Origin of the sequence: Treponema sp. (assembly GCF_052169735.1) — a bacterium.
In the GTDB taxonomy this organism is placed as follows: Bacteria; Spirochaetota; Spirochaetia; order Treponematales; family Treponemataceae; genus Treponema.
Window position 1 is genome coordinate 1 of record NZ_JBQNBW010000054.1, and the last position, 19,105, is coordinate 19,105.

General features: G+C 41.6%; 24 protein-coding genes. All 24 read left to right on the top strand.

What is annotated here, in order from left to right; genetic code table 11:
• The coding region (locus ACTTJ8_RS09045) for a hypothetical protein (protein WP_442720973.1) at positions 1-225 on the top strand (225 nt) is incomplete at its 5' end.
• 2 nt (positions 226-227) lie between these two features.
• Positions 228-455, top strand: coding sequence for a hypothetical protein (locus ACTTJ8_RS09050; RefSeq protein ID WP_442720974.1), 228 nt, complete (start codon positions 228-230; stop codon positions 453-455).
• A 3-nt stretch (positions 456-458) separates the two neighbouring features.
• Positions 459-914 (top strand): hypothetical protein, encoded by a 456-nt coding sequence (locus tag ACTTJ8_RS09055; RefSeq protein WP_442720975.1) that lies wholly within the window; start codon positions 459-461, stop codon positions 912-914.
• Entirely contained in the window at positions 915-1,172 is a 258-nt protein-coding gene (locus tag ACTTJ8_RS09060; protein WP_442718642.1) for a hypothetical protein, read from the top strand.
• Positions 1,169-2,278: a DNA (cytosine-5-)-methyltransferase gene (gene dcm, locus ACTTJ8_RS09065; protein WP_442720976.1), complete on the top strand. Its 1,110-nt coding sequence runs from the start codon at positions 1,169-1,171 to the stop codon at positions 2,276-2,278. The genes ACTTJ8_RS09060 and dcm overlap by 4 nt, the downstream gene beginning before the upstream one ends.
• A 50-nt stretch (positions 2,279-2,328) precedes the next feature.
• The gene (locus ACTTJ8_RS09070; RefSeq protein ID WP_442720977.1) at positions 2,329-2,670 is read left to right on the top strand and encodes a hypothetical protein; all 342 of its coding nucleotides are present in this window, start codon (positions 2,329-2,331) and stop codon (positions 2,668-2,670) included.
• A 14-nt stretch (positions 2,671-2,684) separates the two neighbouring features.
• The gene (locus ACTTJ8_RS09075) at positions 2,685-3,011 is read left to right on the top strand and encodes a helix-turn-helix domain-containing protein (RefSeq protein ID WP_442720978.1); all 327 of its coding nucleotides are present in this window, start codon (positions 2,685-2,687) and stop codon (positions 3,009-3,011) included.
• A gap of 62 nt (positions 3,012-3,073) precedes the next feature.
• Positions 3,074-3,247: a hypothetical protein gene (locus tag ACTTJ8_RS09080; RefSeq protein WP_442720979.1), complete on the top strand. Its 174-nt coding sequence runs from the start codon at positions 3,074-3,076 to the stop codon at positions 3,245-3,247.
• A gap of 36 nt (positions 3,248-3,283) precedes the next feature.
• On the top strand, positions 3,284-4,231 hold the full coding sequence (locus ACTTJ8_RS09085) for a DNA-methyltransferase (protein ID WP_442720980.1): 948 nt from the start codon (positions 3,284-3,286) through the stop codon (positions 4,229-4,231).
• Between the two features lie 10 nt (positions 4,232-4,241).
• Positions 4,242-4,430: a hypothetical protein gene (locus ACTTJ8_RS09090; protein WP_442718651.1), complete on the top strand. Its 189-nt coding sequence runs from the start codon at positions 4,242-4,244 to the stop codon at positions 4,428-4,430.
• Between the two features lie 150 nt (positions 4,431-4,580).
• On the top strand, positions 4,581-4,892 hold the full coding sequence (locus ACTTJ8_RS09095; protein WP_442718652.1) for a hypothetical protein: 312 nt from the start codon (positions 4,581-4,583) through the stop codon (positions 4,890-4,892).
• A 167-nt stretch (positions 4,893-5,059) separates the two neighbouring features.
• On the top strand, positions 5,060-5,830 hold the full coding sequence (locus tag ACTTJ8_RS09100) for a terminase small subunit (protein WP_442720981.1): 771 nt from the start codon (positions 5,060-5,062) through the stop codon (positions 5,828-5,830).
• 7 nt (positions 5,831-5,837) lie between these two features.
• Positions 5,838-7,457, top strand: coding sequence for a phage terminase large subunit family protein (locus ACTTJ8_RS09105; RefSeq protein WP_442720982.1), 1,620 nt, complete (start codon positions 5,838-5,840; stop codon positions 7,455-7,457).
• The gene (locus ACTTJ8_RS09110; RefSeq protein WP_442720983.1) at positions 7,441-9,036 is read left to right on the top strand and encodes a phage portal protein; all 1,596 of its coding nucleotides are present in this window, start codon (positions 7,441-7,443) and stop codon (positions 9,034-9,036) included. The genes ACTTJ8_RS09105 and ACTTJ8_RS09110 overlap by 17 nt, the downstream gene beginning before the upstream one ends.
• Positions 9,037-9,048: 12 nt before the next feature.
• Positions 9,049-11,661 (top strand): hypothetical protein, encoded by a 2,613-nt coding sequence (locus tag ACTTJ8_RS09115; protein ID WP_442720984.1) that lies wholly within the window; start codon positions 9,049-9,051, stop codon positions 11,659-11,661.
• Between the two features lie 58 nt (positions 11,662-11,719).
• Positions 11,720-12,499 (top strand): hypothetical protein, encoded by a 780-nt coding sequence (locus ACTTJ8_RS09120; RefSeq protein WP_442720985.1) that lies wholly within the window; start codon positions 11,720-11,722, stop codon positions 12,497-12,499.
• Positions 12,477-12,674, top strand: coding sequence for a hypothetical protein (locus ACTTJ8_RS09125; protein WP_442720986.1), 198 nt, complete (start codon positions 12,477-12,479; stop codon positions 12,672-12,674). Before ACTTJ8_RS09120 ends, ACTTJ8_RS09125 begins: the two co-directional genes overlap by 23 nt.
• Positions 12,675-12,760: 86 nt before the next feature.
• Positions 12,761-13,324, top strand: coding sequence for a Panacea domain-containing protein (locus ACTTJ8_RS09130; protein ID WP_442720987.1), 564 nt, complete (start codon positions 12,761-12,763; stop codon positions 13,322-13,324).
• A gap of 5 nt (positions 13,325-13,329) precedes the next feature.
• Positions 13,330-13,707, top strand: coding sequence for a hypothetical protein (locus ACTTJ8_RS09135; RefSeq protein WP_442720988.1), 378 nt, complete (start codon positions 13,330-13,332; stop codon positions 13,705-13,707).
• Between the two features lie 17 nt (positions 13,708-13,724).
• Positions 13,725-14,294: an HD domain-containing protein gene (locus ACTTJ8_RS09140; RefSeq protein WP_442720989.1), complete on the top strand. Its 570-nt coding sequence runs from the start codon at positions 13,725-13,727 to the stop codon at positions 14,292-14,294.
• Positions 14,295-14,480: 186 nt separating this feature from the next.
• The gene (locus ACTTJ8_RS09145; RefSeq protein WP_442720990.1) at positions 14,481-15,995 is read left to right on the top strand and encodes a hypothetical protein; all 1,515 of its coding nucleotides are present in this window, start codon (positions 14,481-14,483) and stop codon (positions 15,993-15,995) included.
• On the top strand, positions 15,995-17,389 hold the full coding sequence (locus ACTTJ8_RS09150) for a hypothetical protein (RefSeq protein WP_442720991.1): 1,395 nt from the start codon (positions 15,995-15,997) through the stop codon (positions 17,387-17,389). The genes ACTTJ8_RS09145 and ACTTJ8_RS09150 overlap by 1 nt, the downstream gene beginning before the upstream one ends.
• Positions 17,389-17,931, top strand: a complete 543-nt coding sequence (locus tag ACTTJ8_RS09155) for a hypothetical protein (RefSeq protein ID WP_442720992.1) — start codon at positions 17,389-17,391, stop codon at positions 17,929-17,931. Before ACTTJ8_RS09150 ends, ACTTJ8_RS09155 begins: the two co-directional genes overlap by 1 nt.
• Positions 17,932-17,954: 23 nt before the next feature.
• Entirely contained in the window at positions 17,955-19,058 is a 1,104-nt protein-coding gene (locus tag ACTTJ8_RS09160) for a hypothetical protein (RefSeq protein ID WP_442720993.1), read from the top strand.
• Positions 19,059-19,105 lie beyond the last annotated feature (47 nt).

Below are 19,105 nucleotides of genomic sequence, written 5' to 3' on the forward strand. Positions count from 1 at the left end.
CTGATCGTTACTAATGAAGTTGAAGTGTGGGCAAAGGACTTGGATGATGCAGAAAAAATACTTGAAAACGCTGCTGAAGAATTATCGGATTACGCATTTGAAGATTGGGAATCGCTGGAAGTTCAATGGGTTGATGAAAGTATCTGTGAGCCTCGTCGCATTGCCGCAGCACAATCAACGGTAACGGATTTCAACGAAGCTTTTTACAACAGCGAGGAGAAATAATAATGAGAGAGGTGGTAGGTTTTATAATTAGTTTATTTGCGTCTGCTTTAGTAGCTTGTGTGCTTAATTTTCACTTTTTTGAAAAAAGACGGTATCGAGCATTAAAGAAATTGAATGCACAGCTGGACTTTATTTTAAAAGTCGCTGAACTGAACGATAAAGGAATACCAATTCCGAATCATATACAGCGTTACATTAGAGAGCTGTATAAAACAACAGAGGAGAAATAAATCATGGAGTTTGACAAGAGTAAAGTATACACCGCGGTGAATGCGGATAAGTTGAAGGTAGGCAGTCAATGTATTTTTGCGGACACATTAAAGGGCTTGCATCGGCAAGTGAAAGATATAGATGCTGCTAACTATGTACAAATATTAGTCATAGTGGATGATGATCAGTTTGTAGGCAATTATTATACCCATGCTTATGATTACGCCTATCTTGTCAAACCGCCCGCTGAACCTAAGTACAAGCCGTTTTCAAGTGAGGAAAAAGCAATAGAGATAATTGAACAACACGAATGTTGGATAAAATCTAAAATGACTCAAAATTGTTTTTTAGTTGGTAGAAAAGACTCAAAACATATTCCTCTTATCGGTTATGATTGCAAGGAATTTTTTTCTCTTTTATTAGATGGTTATGTCTTTGCCGACGACGGCAGCCCCTGCGGGGAATTGGTGGAGGATTAAATGTGCGATTGCGTTGAAAAAATTATAGAACTTTTACAAGAGAATTGCGGAGATAATGAAGCGAAAATGAATGGGGTTTCGTTTTGTATTGGTAATAATAATCGGATCCAGACATTCATGACTGGAAGTTATAGTTTTCGCAAGAAGACTATAACAGGTGAATTTTATAAAACAAAAACAAGTGGCAATGTTGTTTTTGCATTCTGCCCTTTTTGCGGAAAAAAATATAATTTCACTAAAGATATTAAGAAAGAATGACCTACTTATCAGTTTGCTCCGGTATTGAAGCTACAAGCGTTGCATGGGAACCGTTAGGGTTTACGCCTACCGGCTTTGCAGAGATTGAAAAATTTCCTTGCGAACTGTTACAGCAAAAATACCCGAACGTCAAAAACTATGGAGATATTACGCAATATGAGAAATGGAACACAGGACAATTTGACATTCTGGTTGGAGGAACACCTTGTCAGTCTTTCAGTATTGCCGGAAAGCGCGGCGGAACCACTGACGAGCGAGGCGCTCTCATGTATGCCTATCTGGGAATTATGGAAACATACCGTCCCTGCTGGGTTATATGGGAAAACGTCCCCGGCGTATTATCCTCGAACAGCGGATATGATTTTGCATCGTTCCTTGCAGGGCTGGAAGAATGCGGGTATGGGTGGGCGTACAGGGTGCTTGACGCTCAATATTTCGGAGTACCCCAACGCCGCCGTCGAGTCTTCGTTATCGGACATATTGATAACCGAACAGACCTTGCCGCAAAAGTATTATTTGAGCAGCAGGGCGTGTGCAGGGATATTCAGACGGGCAAAAAACAGAAACAAGAAACTTCCGAAAGTATTAGAGGAAGCTCTGCAAGCACAATGTATTTAGCACATCCAAGTGCAAGCAGATATGCAGAAGCTGGTAACGTTACCGATACTGTTACCGCCCGTTACGGGACAGGCGGAGGCAATACCCCTCTTATAGTAGATTCATTTTTTAATGTGTCAAAAAAAACGAGCAGAATATTAAAAGCAACGGATTATAAAACACATCCGATATGTCTTGCAGGAAATACTATCAACCGCACTGTAGGCGGCGGTAATGGTACAGGGTTTAGTCTGTCAAATGCGTATACATTAACGGCATCAGATATTCATGCTGTTGCTGTCAACCATACTGTCCGGTATCTCACCCCGCTTGAATGCGAACGGCTGCAAGGTTTTCCCGATAACTGGACACAAATTGAGTGGAAAGGAAAACCTGCTGAACAATGCCCTGACAGTTTGCGCTACAAGGCAATCGGCAACAGTATGGCAGTCCCTGTCATGCGCTGGATCGGAGAAAGGATTAAAAGGATGGAGGGAAATGATATATGAACCAAAACTTGAATGAAAAATATAAGTTACAAAAGTGAGGAGGAATAGCGATGGCATTTACTTTTGAAGAATGGGAAAAAGGGTACTATGATGATAGACCTGTTGAGCCGTGTTGTGCAAGCGAGCACCCGGAGCTATGGGCTGAGATTGTTGATTATGCAGAAGATAAGTTGAAAGAAGCCTTTGATGCCGGTTATCAAAGCTGCTGTGAAGAATACAAGTGGCATTTCTTAAAAGATGGAGATTTTCCGCCTCAAGACGATCAAGAGTATCTGTTCTATTTGGGGGCTAAACATGTACATTGGTTTGTTGAGTCCGATACATGGGAGTGTAAGAAGAATAACAAATACGTCGTTGCATGGGCAGAATTTCAAACGCCGAAGGGATTTTAAAAAGGGGGGAATAAATGAGTATTGGCGATATATTCTATCTTGAACGGCATAAGCGCCGTTTAACCTTATACGATGTCGCTTGTAAAATTGGTTGTTCTGCATTGTATGTTTCTAAAATAGAGACAGGTAGAATATTGGCATTAAAAAGGGATATTTTGTTTAAACTTTGTGAGCTATATGGATTAGATAGCAATAAAATATATCGTTTTGCTTGTGAAGAAGTGGAAAAGAAACAAACCGAATCGCAATCACCACAAAAAACCGGATCGGTAACGTGCAGACGCTCTGATAGAGTGCTGTTAGGGCGCGGGCATGTTACACATTTAATCAATCATGGATAATGCTATGACGTACGGAGATATTAGCGTAAGCACCGATAAACTAGATTATAAGGAAGGTAAATATGAGTTATAAGTATAATAGGCAAATTCGCAAAGAAATGAATGGAAATTACAGAGCCGCTTTTGAGCAGGTAAGCGTTTATATTGAAGCAAAAGCGCAAAGCGCAAACTTTTTTCAGCGGTTACGGATTGCTCTGCGGTATCTGTTCAAAAAAGATTTTAATTGTTTTCTGTAATTTAATTACCGGTTAATGGGGAGTTAATAAAACAAGATGAATAATCTTTTAATTGGTGATTGTCGGAATATCTTACCGACACTTGAAGCGAAGTCCGTACAATGCGTTGTAACAAGTCCGCCGTACTATAAATTGCGTGATTACGACGTTGAAGAGCAAATAGGACAAGAGGATACAGTAGAAGAATATGTTAAGAATTTAGTTGACGTATTTCGTGAAGTAAAACGAGTATTAAAAGATGATGGGACACTCTGGCTCAATCTTGGAGACAGCTACGCGGGAAGCGGAAAAGCTCGTACCAAAGAAGGTACATCTGCTAATATTGGTAAACGCTATAAACAAAGTACCCATAAAGGTTCACTCCAAGGGAGAGTACATAAAACGCCTTTATCAGGATGGCTCAAACCGAAAGATTTAATCGGAGTACCGTGGCGGGTTGCATTTGCGTTACAGGAAGACGGATGGTATCTAAGACAAGATATAATCTGGCATAAACCGAACGTAATGCCGGAATCAGTAAAAGACCGCTGTACAAAGTCGCATGAGTACATATTCCTCTTATCGAAACATAAGAACTATTATTTTGATGCGGAAGCAATAAAAGAACCGGTAGTAAGCATAAAGGGAAACAATAAAATTTTTAGAAACGGCGGAGTTTATACAAAAGGACAGAGCTATTTTAATTCTAAAAAAATAGAAGCAGAAACACACGGTAACAAGCCGAATGAAAGCGGTAAACGCAACAAGCGAGACGTATGGATAATTCCGACACATCCGTATAAAGGAGCACACTTTGCTGCCTTTCCGCTGGGACTCGTTATCCCTTGTGTTTTAGCAGGAAGCCGTGAAGGGGACGTTATACTCGATCCATTTTTCGGTACCGTAGCCGAAGCCGCTGCTCTCTTAAATCGGAATTGGCTTGGTATCGATATAAATCCCGATTATGAGCCGCTTTATAAACAGCGATTGGCGTTATTTGCATAGGAGTAATAAAATGACTGCAAAGAAGAGATGCTGCGGCAACTGCATATATTATATGACAGATGAAGATGCCGATGGAAATTTTACGGATTTTCACCACGATAGAAACAAAGATGAAGGTTTTTGTATTATGCGAGATTTATTTTACACAGTAAAGAATGAAGAAAGCCCCTGTGCGGATTGGATATATGATAGTGAATGACATAAAATAGGGAGTATTTGCATGCTGGAAAAGCTTGCAACTGATATACTGCAAGGTTGATTATTACCTGTATCTGATATAGAATAGATAAAAGAAGAATTCACAATAACTTATACAAGTATCATACTGACCAATGATACCGTTAAAACGGTGGAAAAAATGAACGGGCGTTTTAATCGTATCTTTGCGTATCTGAATCGAAAGAAAGACGAACAATTTTCAGGCAGTATAAAATTGAGCTTTGAAAGTGGAGTCTGTATGGCTATCAGCGAAGCAAACCGTCATGATGTTCCTGTAACAAGAACGGATGATACTGCTATCGCTGTTAGCTGTCTTGCTATGGCAGAAAAACAGGACTTTAACGGTGCCGTAGTGTTTGTTTTTGAAAGTGGAAAAATTACCGAATACTCATATTCAAAAACATACAGAGGCGATACTCTCAAGAAACTTTTGGGGGACTAACGTGCAAGTATGCCTTACATGCGGGAAAGCAATAAAGTATATAGCAACCGGTTTTAAGACAACCGAAGTCTGTGATGCTGAAAAAATCGAGATTGTATCGGAAGGCGGTCATATTTTAAAAGGTTATATGCGTCATGTTTGCGTTGCTGAAAAGCTAGGAAAGCAGCATGAAAAAAAGTGAAAAACCGGAGCCGTCCGAGACACCTGAAGAAAAACCGAAGCGCCAGCGTAAAAGCAAGACGAAAGACACATTTTCAGTAACGCTTGAAGACGGGAGCGTAATAGACCTTGATTCCTTTGATTATGGAGGAGTGAAGCTTACACAAAAAGAAAAGCTGTTTATTTTCTGGTATACCTATCCGCACAGTAATTCCTATCATGATTCGGCAAAATCAGCGCGTAAAGCCGGATATGCGCAAAAAACCGCCCGCATGAGTGGCTATAGTTTACGCCATAATACGAAAATTGCGCCGCTTATCGCGCAGTTTGATAAAGATGTCGTAAAGACCGGCATTGAAGATGCCTATCATCGCATTATTCAGCGGAAGATAGCGCGGAGTGAGTTTAAGGGGCTGGACTTTTATAACATTGAAAACCACATAGCAGGAAACGGCAAAATTCATACCATTGTTACCGTTAAACAACCGGAAGAACTAACCGAAGAGCAGAAACTGTGTATAGACGGGATTGAGTTTGTCGGGCAGCATTCAATTCCGAATTATAAGTTACCCAACCGAACCGCCGAAGAAAATAAGCTCATTGAATTGTACGAAAAGATAAACGGTGAAGGCAACAAAGAAGGGTATGAAGTGGAGACGACGGCGGAAATTATAAAAGGAAACCTGCAAGTAAAGACAAAAATTGTTAAGGCAAATTCAGATATAACCGAACTATCGGAGCTGCGCAACAAAACAGAAGAGAGAACGGAAGAGGATTAAAGCAACAATGAAGCTATGGACACCGGAAGAAAAATTAAATTACGTCTACGCATTTATGAAATATCACGGAGAGTCGCTCACGCTTGATTTTTGGCAAGATGATTTTATCCTCAATCGAAATCGCTATATTTGTCTTCTTAAAAGCCGTCAGACAGGCTTTTCTTTTGTCGTTGCATTAAAAGGCTTAGTAAAAGCGCTAGACCCCGCGCGGCGTGATTATACCAAGCAATTTGTTTCTTACAACATAGAAGATGCGCAGGAAAAAATACGATATGCAAAAGAGTTCTACGAATCAATTCCGAAGCGGTATAAAAAAGAATTGGTGCACATAACAACGACTATGTTGGAGTTCAAGGACTATAATTCAAACACAACAAGCCGATTGATAAGCCTTCCGTGTCGGCCGCCGCGCGGTAAGAACGGCGATGTATGCCTTGATGAATATGCAATTTATACACCACGACTTTCAAAAGAAGTGTATACGGCCGCTTCATTTTGTACGCTCCGGCGCGGGTGTATAGAAGTCGGCAGTACGCCGCTGGGGACTATTGGCAAGTTTTATGAAATCTGTACGGATAAGAAAGGTTTTCCCGGATATGACCGCTACTTTGTTCCGTGGTGGTACGCAAAAGTTATGTGTACTGATGTAAAAGAAGCGGTCATACGTGCAAAGGAGATGACGACTGAAGAGCGGGTGCGAACATTTGGTACAAAAAATCTTTTAGACCTGTACAATAATACGAGCCTTGAAGATTTTCAGCAAGAATGTGAATGTACGTTTGTCGACAGTGCGGCAAGTTACATATCTCTGGATTTGATTTATGCCAATACGCCGGGAAGACGGGAATGCGATGCTATACCGACAGATATACCCGATGATGAATATTTTTCCGATAAATACGATTTTGAAATAAAAAGTTATAAAGATGCCGATTCGCTTATTACCGAATACAATCCTCAAAAATACGGTTCTCCACTCTTTCTTGGCTATGATGTTGCAAAAAATCGCGATGCTGCGGCAATTTATGTCATGGGAATAAAAGACGGCAAAAAACGGGCAGCAATGCGATATGAAAAAACTTCCGTTACTTTTGAAGAGCAAAAGGAAATTGTAAGAAAACTGATGAACGCTTTGCCGATATACCGCGCATGTATTGACTGTACTGGAATGGGCGCCCCGATTCATGAAGCGTTACATAAAGAATACGGCGACAGAGTTGAAGGGATAACATTTACCCTGCAATCAAAAGAAACGCTTGCAATGGGTGTAAAATTCGGACTTGAAAAAAATGAATTTGAGCTTGAAAACGATCGTGAGTTTCATGCACAAATCCATTCGATAAAGCGAACGCCGTCAAGCGGCGGCTCTTTCCGCTATGATGCCGAGCGCAACGAAAAAGGACACGCAGATAGCTTTTGGGCGTGGGCATTGGCCAACCACGCAGCGACGGCACGTAGCGGAAGCCCCAATTTTTACGCCGAATACGCTAGAAAAAAGAAGACAATCGTGGTAAACTCAAACAGTAATGAAGAACTCTTAAAAAATCCGCACCAACCGCTGACCCGGAAGCGCGGAGAATCCTTAGCGACGGTTTTAAGGAGAGTTCGGCATGGAAATAAACAATAAAGAACTTACACCGCTTCCGAACGGCGTAGAGCCTATAAGCGTACAACGTGAAATAAATAGGCTTTCCCGCGTTACGAAACGGTTTCAAAATACGGAATTTTTCAAAAAAACACCTGCCCAAGCGGCACAATCTTCATTCTTTGATGACCTTACGATAGTCAACAATGTTTACGGAAACTTAAAAACTGCCGACGGGCATTTTAACCGCGAAGTCGATTGTCAAACATTGCGTCGCGTATCGAAAAAGGCATGGATAATCAATCTTTGCATTACCAATGTGCAAAAGAAGATGAAACCGTTTTTTAAGCCATCTACTAACCGCAATTTACGCGGTTTTATCGTCAAAAAAGCCGGTGAAGATGTTATTAAAGCCGCAGGGCAAAAGTCAAAAGAAAGAACCCTTATAGAGCAGTTCCTTCTTAACACTGGATTTGACAAAAACACTGATCGAGATAATCTTTCCAGATTTTGTACAAAAATCGTGCGTGATGCGCTTGAAATTGACCAAGTTGCAACGGAAATAGGTTATACCAGAGCCGGTAAACCGTATGCGTTCTGGGCGGTAGACGGCGCAACGATTGAAAAAGTCTTACCAGACCAAGAAAACCCGTACAATATAAAACACGTTCAGATCATCAACAGTATTCCCAAAGCGTTTTACCCGGAAGGATCGCTGATTTTCGACTATCAGAATCCGAGAACGGATATACACTATTCTTTTTACGGCTATTCGGTTGTAGAGCAAGCGATAGACCTTATAACAAGCACCATTAATGCATTTACCTACAATTCTGGTTTCTTCACGGAGAATAAATTACCGCGCGGTTTGCTTTTACTGGACGGAAACGCAAGCCAAGAAACGATAGAGCAAATGGAAGACTATATAGCCGACATTATGAGCGGCTCCCCATCGAACCAATGGCGGGTGCCGATTATTCCGGCAGGCAATGGAACTGGCGGAGAGTCTAATGCTATTAAATGGGTAGCTCTAGGCGGAACGAACCGTGAAATGGAGTTCCAAAGCTGGCTAGACCTTCTTATCAGTGCAACGGTTTCCCTTTTCGGCTGCAGCATGGAAGAGTTAGGGCTTCACAGCTCAAAATCACAGCCGGTTTTTGAACGAAATGCAGCGCCTGAAATTGAAGCGAGTAAATCGCTTGTTTTAGGAGATATGCTTTCTTTTGTGCAGCAGTATCTCAACAAAATCGTTGAGAAAGTATTTCCCGGATATGAAATTGAGTTTGTCGGCTATGAGCGGGACGACCCTAAGCAAATGCTTGATCTTACGAAAGGGGAGCTTGAATCATATAAGACGGTCAATGAAGTGCGTAAGGAAAAAGGTTTGCCGCCGCTTGAGTCAAAGTGGGCTGATGAATGCCCTGCGAACCCGCAGCTGGTACAGATGTATCAAGCAGGACAGATGGACGATGCGGGGGGAATGGAAGACTTGGAAGAGGGTACTGACGGCGGCGAGTGGGGAGATGTCGGTAACGGTGAAGAAGAGAGCGGAAACAGTGATCTTGATTTTGGCAGCGATGAACAAGAGAGTGTTAGTAAGTCATTTTATTTTGGGTTTTAAGGACTAGGGAATATGACAGAGCAAATCACTTTAGAAGCATTGATAAAGTCTCATAAATACAGTCGTAGAGAGTTCAAAAATGGCACATGGTATTATTACTATGACAAACACAATAATTTTGGGCGTATTTCACAATGTAAAAGCAGTGCATTGACTTTTAAGATTAACAGAAACATACCTGAAAAAGACCAGTGTAGACAGGTAGAAAAACAAGCGGCAGACTACATCAATAATGTATGGCTCAAAGACTGGCAGAATACAAAACCGAATGATAAGTCTATTTGCATGGAGTTGAGAAATAAGCAGATTGTTTTTGAAGGTATAAGTTACAGCCATCTTAAAAAGCAGGGCGGAAACAGTATAGGCGGAAAGAAACAAAGAACCTTGTCAAACATGATGAGGCATGTAAGGTACTTGCCTTGTGCTAAAGAATTACTTGAATCTAACGGAGTGTGGACACATGCCCGATATGAGGAACTTGCAAAACCTTATACCGATAAAAGAAACGGAAAAACTGTAATAGCGAATGTCTATCAGACCGTTACAGGAGCGACACCAAAAGGAAGTAATAAAGATTATGTTCAAGTAACTGTTTCAAAATTAAAATATTCTGACAATACCTATGGAAATACAGTTTATATTTCAGTTGTCGGAATAGATAAATTAGAATTAAAAAAAAGCACAGACATAACGCCGTGCTTTTTTAACGGAAAGGGCGAGGTGAAAGTCATGAAATCAATTCATTCTTTCGGTCGGGTCGCCACCGAATCAATCCATACTGTTACTGTACCCCGAAATAACAACAATGTCAACAGAACTATTCAAATAAATATACATGACATAACCGAAGGTAATAGATACGCAAAGTTTACGCAGCTTGAAAAATGTCTTACAGGCGGTGTACCCGAATACGTTCCGGCGGATAATACCACCCCACTACCGAGCGTGAATATCAGAATGAAAGACTGCTCCAACGAACGCATAGAAAAAGCCTTACGCACAATGGCAATGTCTTTTGATATTCCGCTTAAAAGCGCAAAAGGTGAAGTCTTTTTATATAAGGCTCAAGAAGATTTAACAGACAAATGGTGTGTCTTCTTTTCTGAATTGGTAAGAAATACATACGATTTTATTACCGATTACTTTGACTTACCCAAAAAGACGGTTATGTCAAAATCCATCCTTACTCATAAGGGCAAGATTCTGTATCACTCTGAAACCGGAGAGCCGATAAAACAGGCTGATTGGGCTAAGTTTGTAAAAAATCTCGAAAAGTTTTTAAACCGGAACATAAAAGACACTGAAAAGAACATCATTCTTCAATCTAATTCACTGGGAAAAATCCTTGACCGTATGCTCAAATACAACACATTAGAAGCGGTAAAAGCATTACAGCTTGAAAAATTACAGTATCACGGTAAAAGCTTTGACTGGATAAGTGAATCCGTGAAGAACATGAAAAACACTTTCGGCGCTTCTTTTACCAGAGGAGAACAAGCACGTATTGAAATGCTCACACAATCTGCAGCAACAAAAATAACGAATATTACCGATGAAATGCGCGGTGATATAAAGCAAATTCTGATTGACGGTGTAAAGGGGCGCAAAAGTAAAAGTGAAGTATCTCAAGCATTGTTTGACAAAATGGTAGGCGATAACCGCGATTATCAGCGGCTTGCAGATACGGAGATACAGAACGCTGTCAATAATTCATTTTTACGCGAGGAAGTACACAATACACCTGATGGTCAAAAAGCATACTTCCAGCGGATTGAAGTCATAGACAAAAATACGTGCGCTTTTTGCAAACGTATGAACGGTAAAATTGCCGTGTGGAGCGATATACCGCTTAAAGACGAAAAGGCAAATGACGGTGTAGCAGACTTCGTTATTTGGGAAGGTAAGGAATGGAACGGCAGCGGACACAGCTTTACAACCGGTGTATTTCATCCTTATTGCCGCGGCACATGGGTACGTTACGACACTGATATTGATAACGCAAGAATTGATGCGCTTGTCGCTGAACAAAGCGGACGCGCAAAAAAGTGGAATGATGCGGTAAAACAGGCAAAAGAAGAATATAAAAAGAACGGTATCGCAAATCCCGATGATACAACGCAAGGTTTTACCGACCGCATAAACGAGCTTTTCAGAAGTGAAGATACAATCGATAAATCTCTTACCTATAGCGGTTATCCATTACAAGGACGTACTTCTTTTGCAGGGCTAAAAATAAGCATAGAAAATGAAAAAGGGAGCATAAGGCGCGGCATAGATAGCGATGGGCATAAATGGGCTATAAAAATGAACTACGACTACGGATATATCCGCGAAACGGAAGGCGTAGACGGTGATCACGTAGACTGTTATTTAGGCGACAATGAAAATGCGCGTAATGTGTACATCATACATCAAAAAATACCGGGCACTGATACCTATGACGAAGACAAATGTATGCTCGGCTTTAACACACTTGAAGAAGCAAAAAAGGCTTATTTTTCGCAATACGACAAGAGCGGATTTTTCGGCGGGGTTGATACGGTGCCTATAGAAGTATTCAAAAAGAAGGTGCTGCAAAAAAAATGGCGTGGCAAAAAACTGGAGCATTTACAAAGTTGTCAATAGAAAATGTAAGGATTTATATACGAAAATTTACTTTTAAGCATATTGAGGGAGGCTATTTATGATAGAAATTAAATTTTTGGAACGTTGGCGGACAAAATGGAATGAGATAAACAAGGCTCGTTCCGTTAAGTACATCCGCCGCTATCCTAAGAAAACGGGTAAAGGCTATAACTATGTTTATCAAGATAGTTGGAAACACCCATTTAAGGCGCTGCTTGAATGCTTCGGCATAAAGCAAAAGAAGATTGAGGAACACTATTCAAAATACGAAATCAAAAAAGATTTTGGAGCGGACAAACAAACTTTTGCCGCACACGTGCTTGAGTATTTTACGAATAAAATAAAGTGGGACAATCTTTTTTCAAAAAAGGAAGCCCGCGATAAATACAAAGAACCGGTACAGCAGAAAACAGTACAAGAACGCGCAAGAGCAAAAAGCGTAGCCGAACCCGCCGCTAAAACACCTGACGGTGATAAGATGATTGTAAACCGTTCTCTTATGCGCAAAGTCTGGAGTATTTACAGCGTAGAGGGGCAGCGCATTGAGGCAGCGGAAAGCGTAGTAAAGCAAAAGGCAGCCGCTAAAGAAGGGGTATTTACCGATAACGCGGGACGTGTTGCAACTGCAAACGATGGAGGTGGCGGGGAAAATAAGAAGGACGGAATGGTTACGCAGGATTTACAGCTTTTAAGTGGTGTATTGGAAAGCGGAAAAAGCTCAACAATACGGCATAAAGATATAGGTGATATAGTCGTTGATGTTGGGTCAAGTGGGAAAAGCGGTTATGGATTAAAACATATCATAGAACAGCGGTATGCAAAAAGACGGCATTATTGAAGATGAAATTATGCCATATCGGTATTTTTTAAGCGATTCTGATACAGTATTTGCCGCAAATATCTTAGGCGAAAGCTTTATTGTGTTGAAAGATAAGACACTAAAGCATAGCAATATCCCCGTTGATTGTATGTGGGGTGGTATTGGTGAATCGGAGATTGAAAGTTACCTTTAGCTATCATATCAAAAATAGAAGAAAACTATTGACAACCTTGTTATTTATCCCGAAATATGATATATTATGAGTGAATGGGAGCCGGAATGAATCTTGAAAAGCTGATACAGGTTACAGGATATATTCTCAAAAAATATAAAGAAACAACACTTAATTATACAAAACTCATAAAATTGATGTATTTAGCGGATCGTGAATCAATTAGAGAAACGAATGTTTCAATAACAGGGGACGTATACTATTCACTTGATAACGGGCCGGTATTAAGCGGAGTATATGACCTGATAAAAGGCAAGTATACCGATTCTGCAAGTCAGAATCTTTGGAATGCGCGGTTTATCAAAGATGGTTACAATCTGATGCTTGCGACAGAGCGCATACCGGATTCAAAGTTATCGGAGTGTGAAAAAGAGATACTCGACAAGATAGACGCTGAATATCACGAAGCAAGTTGGCAAACGATGATACAGGTAGTGCATAATCCTCAAGTGTGTCCTGAATGGCAAAATCCGAACGGGTCTCGTTTACCGATAAAAAAAGAAACTATTCTTGAAGGTTTAGGTAGAACACAGGAAGAAATTGATTTTATCCTTTCCGAAGATGCGTATTATCGGAATGAGGAAAAAGAACTTGCAGCATTGAGCGTCTAAATAACATGTCAAAAGGAAAGTCATTTCTCAGTGCACCGGAAAAAACAGCGAGCGGAGATGAAAAACGGCACTTGCGAATAGTTATTACAAATCCCGATGCGGAATTTAATCAAGTTGTCGTTTCAGTTACAACACTTAAATACCCGAATGTGCAGGACTGTTCGTGTGTGTTAAAAGCAGGTGATCATCATTTTATCACGCATGATTCTATAGTGGACTATAAGCGGACAATCATAATGTCGAGTGTTGAGATTTTTAACGGCATCAACAAGGGCATCCTTATCGACAAGCAAGATGTAAAGCCTGCAATCCTTAAACGGATTATCAATGCTGCGAAACAATCCAGATATATACCGCCTGAAATAAAGAGCATGATACTATAAAACAGAGAGAGGCGACAATGAACGAGCTGCTTATCCCAAAAGCAATCATCTTTGCTACTAAAAAGCATGAAGGGCAAAAACGCAAGGGTACCGATATTCCCTATATCGTCCATCCGATGGAAGCTATGCAGATTCTAACGGCTATGGATTGCAGTCAAGACGTAATTATTGCTGGTATCCTGCACGATACACTTGAAGACACTGATACCACCCCGGAAGAGATTAAAGAAGCGTTCGGAAATGCCGTTCTTACGATAGTCCAGACTGAAAGCGAAGATAAGTCAAAAACATGGAAGGAGCGCAAGCAACGAACTGTAGACGAAATACAAGAAGCAAGTACGGAATCACTGCAGGTCTGCTTTGCTGATAAGCTATCAAACATACGGAGTATGTACCGTGATAAGCTCAGCATTGGTGAAAAGATATGGGAACGGTTCAATGCGGGGGAAAATGATATAGCATGGTATTATCAGAGTATTGCCGATGCGCTCAAAAGCAATGGATTTAACGATACTTTTCGCAGTGAGCGGGCAAAGCAGCTCTTTAGAGAGTTTCAGGATATAATCGACCGTGTATTTAGCAATTAGAGATTGAAAAAAGGCTACAATCCTTGACAAATTCCTCTCTTAACCCTATGATATAATAAATAAGAACAACCTTATATATACTTCTTCATTGCGATTTGCACTTTAAAAAGGCAGCCGCTAAAAAGACAGTACGGATAGTACTGAACTTTTGCGAGGCTGTCTTTTTTTGTTTTACGAGGTGCAGCAATGACCGATACGGATACATTTAACACTATTTATCTCGATCTCGAAATCAGAAAATCGAAAGGAAAAGTAGACGATTTCGGTAATTACCTGTTTGAAGTAGAAGCAAGTAATGAAAATTTAGACTTACAAAATCAAATAGTCCTACAAAATGCCCTGATGGAATCCAAAGAGGAGTTTTTAAGGGGCGGTGTTATTTCGTACAACCACCTTCATAAGCGAAAGGACGAACAGGGAAACGTGATAGCCGATGATTCTATGATTATTGGTGAGCCTATTGATGTACAGTTTGACGAAGCAACAAAGAAAACAATCGTAAAAGGCAAGCTCTACGCAACGAATGAAAAAGCAAAAGATATAATCAAAATGCTAAAAGCCGGTTCTACCCGCGTAAGAGCAAGTGTCGGCGGCATATTCCCAAAGGTCATAAAAAACGTAAAAACAGGTGTTGAAAAAGTCACTCATGTACTTTGGAATGATTTAGCGCTTACGACTATGCCGGTAAATAATACCGTCGGTTATGCTGTTTTTGCAAAGTCGATGACGGCAGCAGAATTTGTTGAATTCTTACCAATTGAAATTAAAAAATCACTCTATGCAGGGTATAGCACTGATTCAGCTACGACAACCGGCGGGCAGGCGCTTATCCCGGAAGACACAAATACAAACATAATTGATGCAACTGAAACAGTACAAACACTGAAAGCAAATACCCCCGATGCAGACATACAAGAAGCTATTGCAGGGCTTGTTGAAATGCTTAACAGGGGGAGAGTCAACGGCAAACAAGATGCAGCTGATTACCTGACTGCGCATGGTGTACCAAAAGAAAAAACCAGCGAAATAATCGCAGAAATTATAGATCAAGGGGGTCTAATGATGAAAAAATCATTTACTAATTCTGTTGCAAGTCTTTTGAAGTCTCTTGTAGGCGGCAGCGGAAATGGAGATGAAGACGACATCAAAAAGAACGTGGACGGCGGGGACGATAACGATCCGGCAGGAAACAGTGATGAAGACGACATCGAGAAAAACAAAGCTGATCCTGAAGAAAACAGCGAAGATGAAGGCGACGAAAATGACAATCACGACGACGATGATGATGTGAGCGGCGAGGAGGTGCTTAAAGCGATTGATGCAGACCTTACTGCAATGCGCAAGTCTATCCAAGCCTATCAGGAGCAGATTCAAGATTTGGGCGGAGCCATTGAAGGTCTTGCCCAAATGATTTATGCGATCGGCAATCAGCAGCTTCCGCCGAAATCGGTTCTTAATAAGAGCTTCGGGGGAACGAGCGGAGGCGTACCGCAGACACCCGCTCCAAAAGGCAGACCTACAGAGGATGACCTGTATAGAGCGCAATGTGTACTCCAGCGGTGCGTACAAGAAGGAAAAATCGACATGATTAAATCCAGCATGATTTCATCGGATATGCAAAAGTGTATGCGTACCGGTCAGCCGATGCAGGATGAGTATTACAAGTTCTTGCAGAGAGAGCTTGCGAAGGAGGAGAAATAATGGGCTTTTTTGACAGCACATCTTCCGGCGAAATGGCTACGTCGGAAGTAAACGAATTGCAGAAGGCACTGGTTGCCGGTTATGGAACGGACTCTGCTCAATTTACTGGCGGTCGTGCTTTAATCCCTGAAAATCTTGAATCGGAAGTTGTGAATGTTGTTTCACAGCTGAAAGAAGATTGCAAGGTTATGAATACGGTTAAAAAGACACCGGTTAAGTCTACGGTACATGAACTGAACTTGCGTACCGGACACGGTGATTACCGGTTTCTCACAGTAAGAGAAGGCGGACAGTCGCTTGAAACAGATCAGTCGCTTGAGAGAAAACCGTTCAACATGAAATACATGCAAACACGCCGCTCTGTTACTAAACAGATGGAAGTGTCTGAAACATTTGAGGGCGCGCTTGCAAGTGAAAAGATTGCCGGGGTTGAAACAATCGTCAAAAGTGCTGAGTACCAGTGTTTTCATGGGGACTCAGCTATTGTTCCGACCGAATTTGACGGTTTTATTGCCTCGATCAACAGAGCAAAAGCAGAGGATCAAAACATCATATCGTTGCGGGGTAAAAGCATCGGCTCTGTTGGAGAGGTTCTATTTGACAATATAGCGCAAATGGTTTTTGAAAAAGGCGGCTCTCTTGAAACAGCATTGTTCCCGCCGGTATTGGCAAAGGATATTAAAGGACTGTTTAAGGACCGGATCCGTTTTACCGTAATGGATTCGCAAGCCTCAATGCAGGCATTACCGAGTTATCCTACTGCCATTGGTTCAACGATTAAATTTACCGGCGAAGGTGCCGGAGCTGATAAGTTCTACCACGTAAAAGGCATTGTACGTGCTGCTGGTGATCCACTCAAGCGTCCGGCAGCTCCGGCAACTGTAACAGGGGCGGCTTCCGGTACGGGTTCACTGTTTGAAACAGGTGATGCAGGCGATTACCGGTATACCGTTCACGCAGTCAATTCTTATGGTATTTCTGCAGGTACCGCTGTCTCTGCTGCGGTTGTGGTTGGCGCTGGTAATAAGGTAACGCTGACTATTACACCGGGGGCAGGTGTACAAGCAACAGGTTTCATTATCTGCCGTTCAAAGAAAGACGGTACAGAAGTGATGGAAATGGATTCTGTTGCAAACAGCGGGGCTGCTACGACAATCTATGTTGATGAAAATAAAGAGCTGCCGGGTACTGCATCTATGCTTTTCCTCACGGAAAAGAGAATCCAGCCGGTATACACATTCGCACAGCTGTTACCGGTATGCACCTATCCGCTTGCACCGATCAATACAGCTGAAACTCCGTTCCTTGTTATGTTGTTCGGGGCTCTTGAACTGCGAGCGCCAAAATTCTGCGGTCTTGTTAAGAACATCGCGTATACGGGAGGTTTGTACTAATGGCAAGAAAAGCATCGGAAAATAAAACCGGTGTTGCAGAAAAAGCTGAGGCAGCCGAAGTGAAAACCGCGGCTGCTGAACAGGCGGTACCTGCAACGGCAACTGACAAGCCGGTAAAAGATGATCCGGCTCTTGTGAATACCGGCGTTGATAACAAAACGGTAACCGCGAGTAATGAAGCCGAAGTGAAAACGGCGGATAGTGAAACAGGCGGTACATCCGGTGAAACGGAAGCTTCATCCGATGGAGCTGACAGTAATCCTGATGCATCGGATGAGGAGGCAAACGAAACAGGAGACTCTGATGACGAAACGGGTGATACACCTGATGGGGAGAAACAAAAAACAGATGCTACCGGCAACGGTTTCCGGTTCAATGTTTCATCCGATGGTTTAGTAGAAGTTATTTCAGAAAAAAGAGCTGGAAAGTCTGTAACCGGAGCTACCGGAGACATTATCACGTTTGATGATAAAGGCTATGCCAAAGTGAAACTTGAAGATGCCGTCCATTTCTCGCAGGTTCCAGGCTTTTCGTTTCAGTAACATAACAAAAGAAAGGAGGGAATATGATAGCAGCAGTATCAGTAAGAGGTAAAATTGTCATAACGATAAGAGATTCGCGTTATACCGGTGTTCGTCTTGAACGCAGGGCAAACGATGAAGATGCCTATTCGGTGTATACGGCAAGCGGCTTTCATATTCCCGATACCGACACGATTCCCCTGAGTGTAAATGGGGATATTCTTGATAATGTTAATCTTGAAGCAAACAAGCTCTATTCATATCGCTATATCGATTTTGAGGCAGCGAACCTTGCGGATTCAGAGTATACATACTCAAATTGGGTTCGATCAAGCGGTAATGAAGCAATAGGGTATACATTCGGCAATTATACAACTGCGCCGGGGACATGGGGAACGGCGGTTACTCCCGATGATTTACGGTTTACCTATCTATGGGGTACCGATTTCAAAGCAACAAACGGACAATCTTATACGGATGAGCAGATACAGTATTTTATTGATGCCAGCACCACGGAGATTGAACGGCAGCTGGATATTACCATTAAAAAACAAAAAATACGGTGCAATGCCACAGAAAGAAATCTTGTAAAAGGTATCGATTACGATACGGATGAGGCTGTATACGATTTTAAGTATGCGCGTATTTCGCGGTACGGAGTAATCAAAACCCGGCAGCGCCCTATCTTAAAACTGCATAAATTGGAACTTCTTTCACGATGGCAAAGCTGCCGCAACATTACCCAGACGACGATTGTTGATAAAACGAAGGGGCTTTTAAAGCTGATGGAACGCCCGTTGAAGCCGACTGAAACATCAAGCGGTATTCAAACGGCAGTCGGCATGTACGGTAATCAGACATTACAATCCCAGCTTTTTTATTCGATTGATTATGATGCAGGCTTTGAGACAAGCGATGACATTCCTCAAGACTTACGGGAAATAATTGCAAAGCAGGCGGCGGTAAGTCTTTTAAATATCATCGGCGACGGTCTTATGTCCGGTTTTTCCTCAAGCTCTTTGAGCATGGACGGACTTTCCGAATCCTTTAGCTCCACGCAGTCGGCTACATCGGCATATTTCGGAGCGAGAATTAAAGAGTACAAAGATGATATAAGCAATTATATCAAACAAAATAAATATAAGTAAGTAATCAAAATTAGTTTATACAGAAATCCAGTACTTCTTTTCATTAA

Coding starts and splice junctions, on each gene's coding strand:
- ACTTJ8_RS09050 (WP_442720974.1), top strand. CDS start 228: ATGAGAGAGGTGGTAGGTTTTATAATTAGTTTATTTGCGTCTGCTTTA.
- ACTTJ8_RS09055 (WP_442720975.1), top strand. CDS start 459: ATGGAGTTTGACAAGAGTAAAGTATACACCGCGGTGAATGCGGATAAG.
- ACTTJ8_RS09060 (WP_442718642.1), top strand. CDS start 915: ATGTGCGATTGCGTTGAAAAAATTATAGAACTTTTACAAGAGAATTGC.
- dcm (WP_442720976.1), top strand. CDS start 1,169: ATGACCTACTTATCAGTTTGCTCCGGTATTGAAGCTACAAGCGTTGCA.
- ACTTJ8_RS09070 (WP_442720977.1), top strand. CDS start 2,329: ATGGCATTTACTTTTGAAGAATGGGAAAAAGGGTACTATGATGATAGA.
- ACTTJ8_RS09075 (WP_442720978.1), top strand. CDS start 2,685: ATGAGTATTGGCGATATATTCTATCTTGAACGGCATAAGCGCCGTTTA.
- ACTTJ8_RS09080 (WP_442720979.1), top strand. CDS start 3,074: ATGAGTTATAAGTATAATAGGCAAATTCGCAAAGAAATGAATGGAAAT.
- ACTTJ8_RS09085 (WP_442720980.1), top strand. CDS start 3,284: ATGAATAATCTTTTAATTGGTGATTGTCGGAATATCTTACCGACACTT.
- ACTTJ8_RS09090 (WP_442718651.1), top strand. CDS start 4,242: ATGACTGCAAAGAAGAGATGCTGCGGCAACTGCATATATTATATGACA.
- ACTTJ8_RS09100 (WP_442720981.1), top strand. CDS start 5,060: ATGAAAAAAAGTGAAAAACCGGAGCCGTCCGAGACACCTGAAGAAAAA.
- ACTTJ8_RS09105 (WP_442720982.1), top strand. CDS start 5,838: ATGAAGCTATGGACACCGGAAGAAAAATTAAATTACGTCTACGCATTT.
- ACTTJ8_RS09110 (WP_442720983.1), top strand. CDS start 7,441: ATGGAAATAAACAATAAAGAACTTACACCGCTTCCGAACGGCGTAGAG.
- ACTTJ8_RS09115 (WP_442720984.1), top strand. CDS start 9,049: ATGACAGAGCAAATCACTTTAGAAGCATTGATAAAGTCTCATAAATAC.
- ACTTJ8_RS09120 (WP_442720985.1), top strand. CDS start 11,720: ATGATAGAAATTAAATTTTTGGAACGTTGGCGGACAAAATGGAATGAG.
- ACTTJ8_RS09125 (WP_442720986.1), top strand. CDS start 12,477: ATGCAAAAAGACGGCATTATTGAAGATGAAATTATGCCATATCGGTAT.
- ACTTJ8_RS09130 (WP_442720987.1), top strand. CDS start 12,761: ATGAATCTTGAAAAGCTGATACAGGTTACAGGATATATTCTCAAAAAA.
- ACTTJ8_RS09135 (WP_442720988.1), top strand. CDS start 13,330: ATGTCAAAAGGAAAGTCATTTCTCAGTGCACCGGAAAAAACAGCGAGC.
- ACTTJ8_RS09140 (WP_442720989.1), top strand. CDS start 13,725: ATGAACGAGCTGCTTATCCCAAAAGCAATCATCTTTGCTACTAAAAAG.
- ACTTJ8_RS09145 (WP_442720990.1), top strand. CDS start 14,481: ATGACCGATACGGATACATTTAACACTATTTATCTCGATCTCGAAATC.
- ACTTJ8_RS09150 (WP_442720991.1), top strand. CDS start 15,995: ATGGGCTTTTTTGACAGCACATCTTCCGGCGAAATGGCTACGTCGGAA.
- ACTTJ8_RS09155 (WP_442720992.1), top strand. CDS start 17,389: ATGGCAAGAAAAGCATCGGAAAATAAAACCGGTGTTGCAGAAAAAGCT.
- ACTTJ8_RS09160 (WP_442720993.1), top strand. CDS start 17,955: ATGATAGCAGCAGTATCAGTAAGAGGTAAAATTGTCATAACGATAAGA.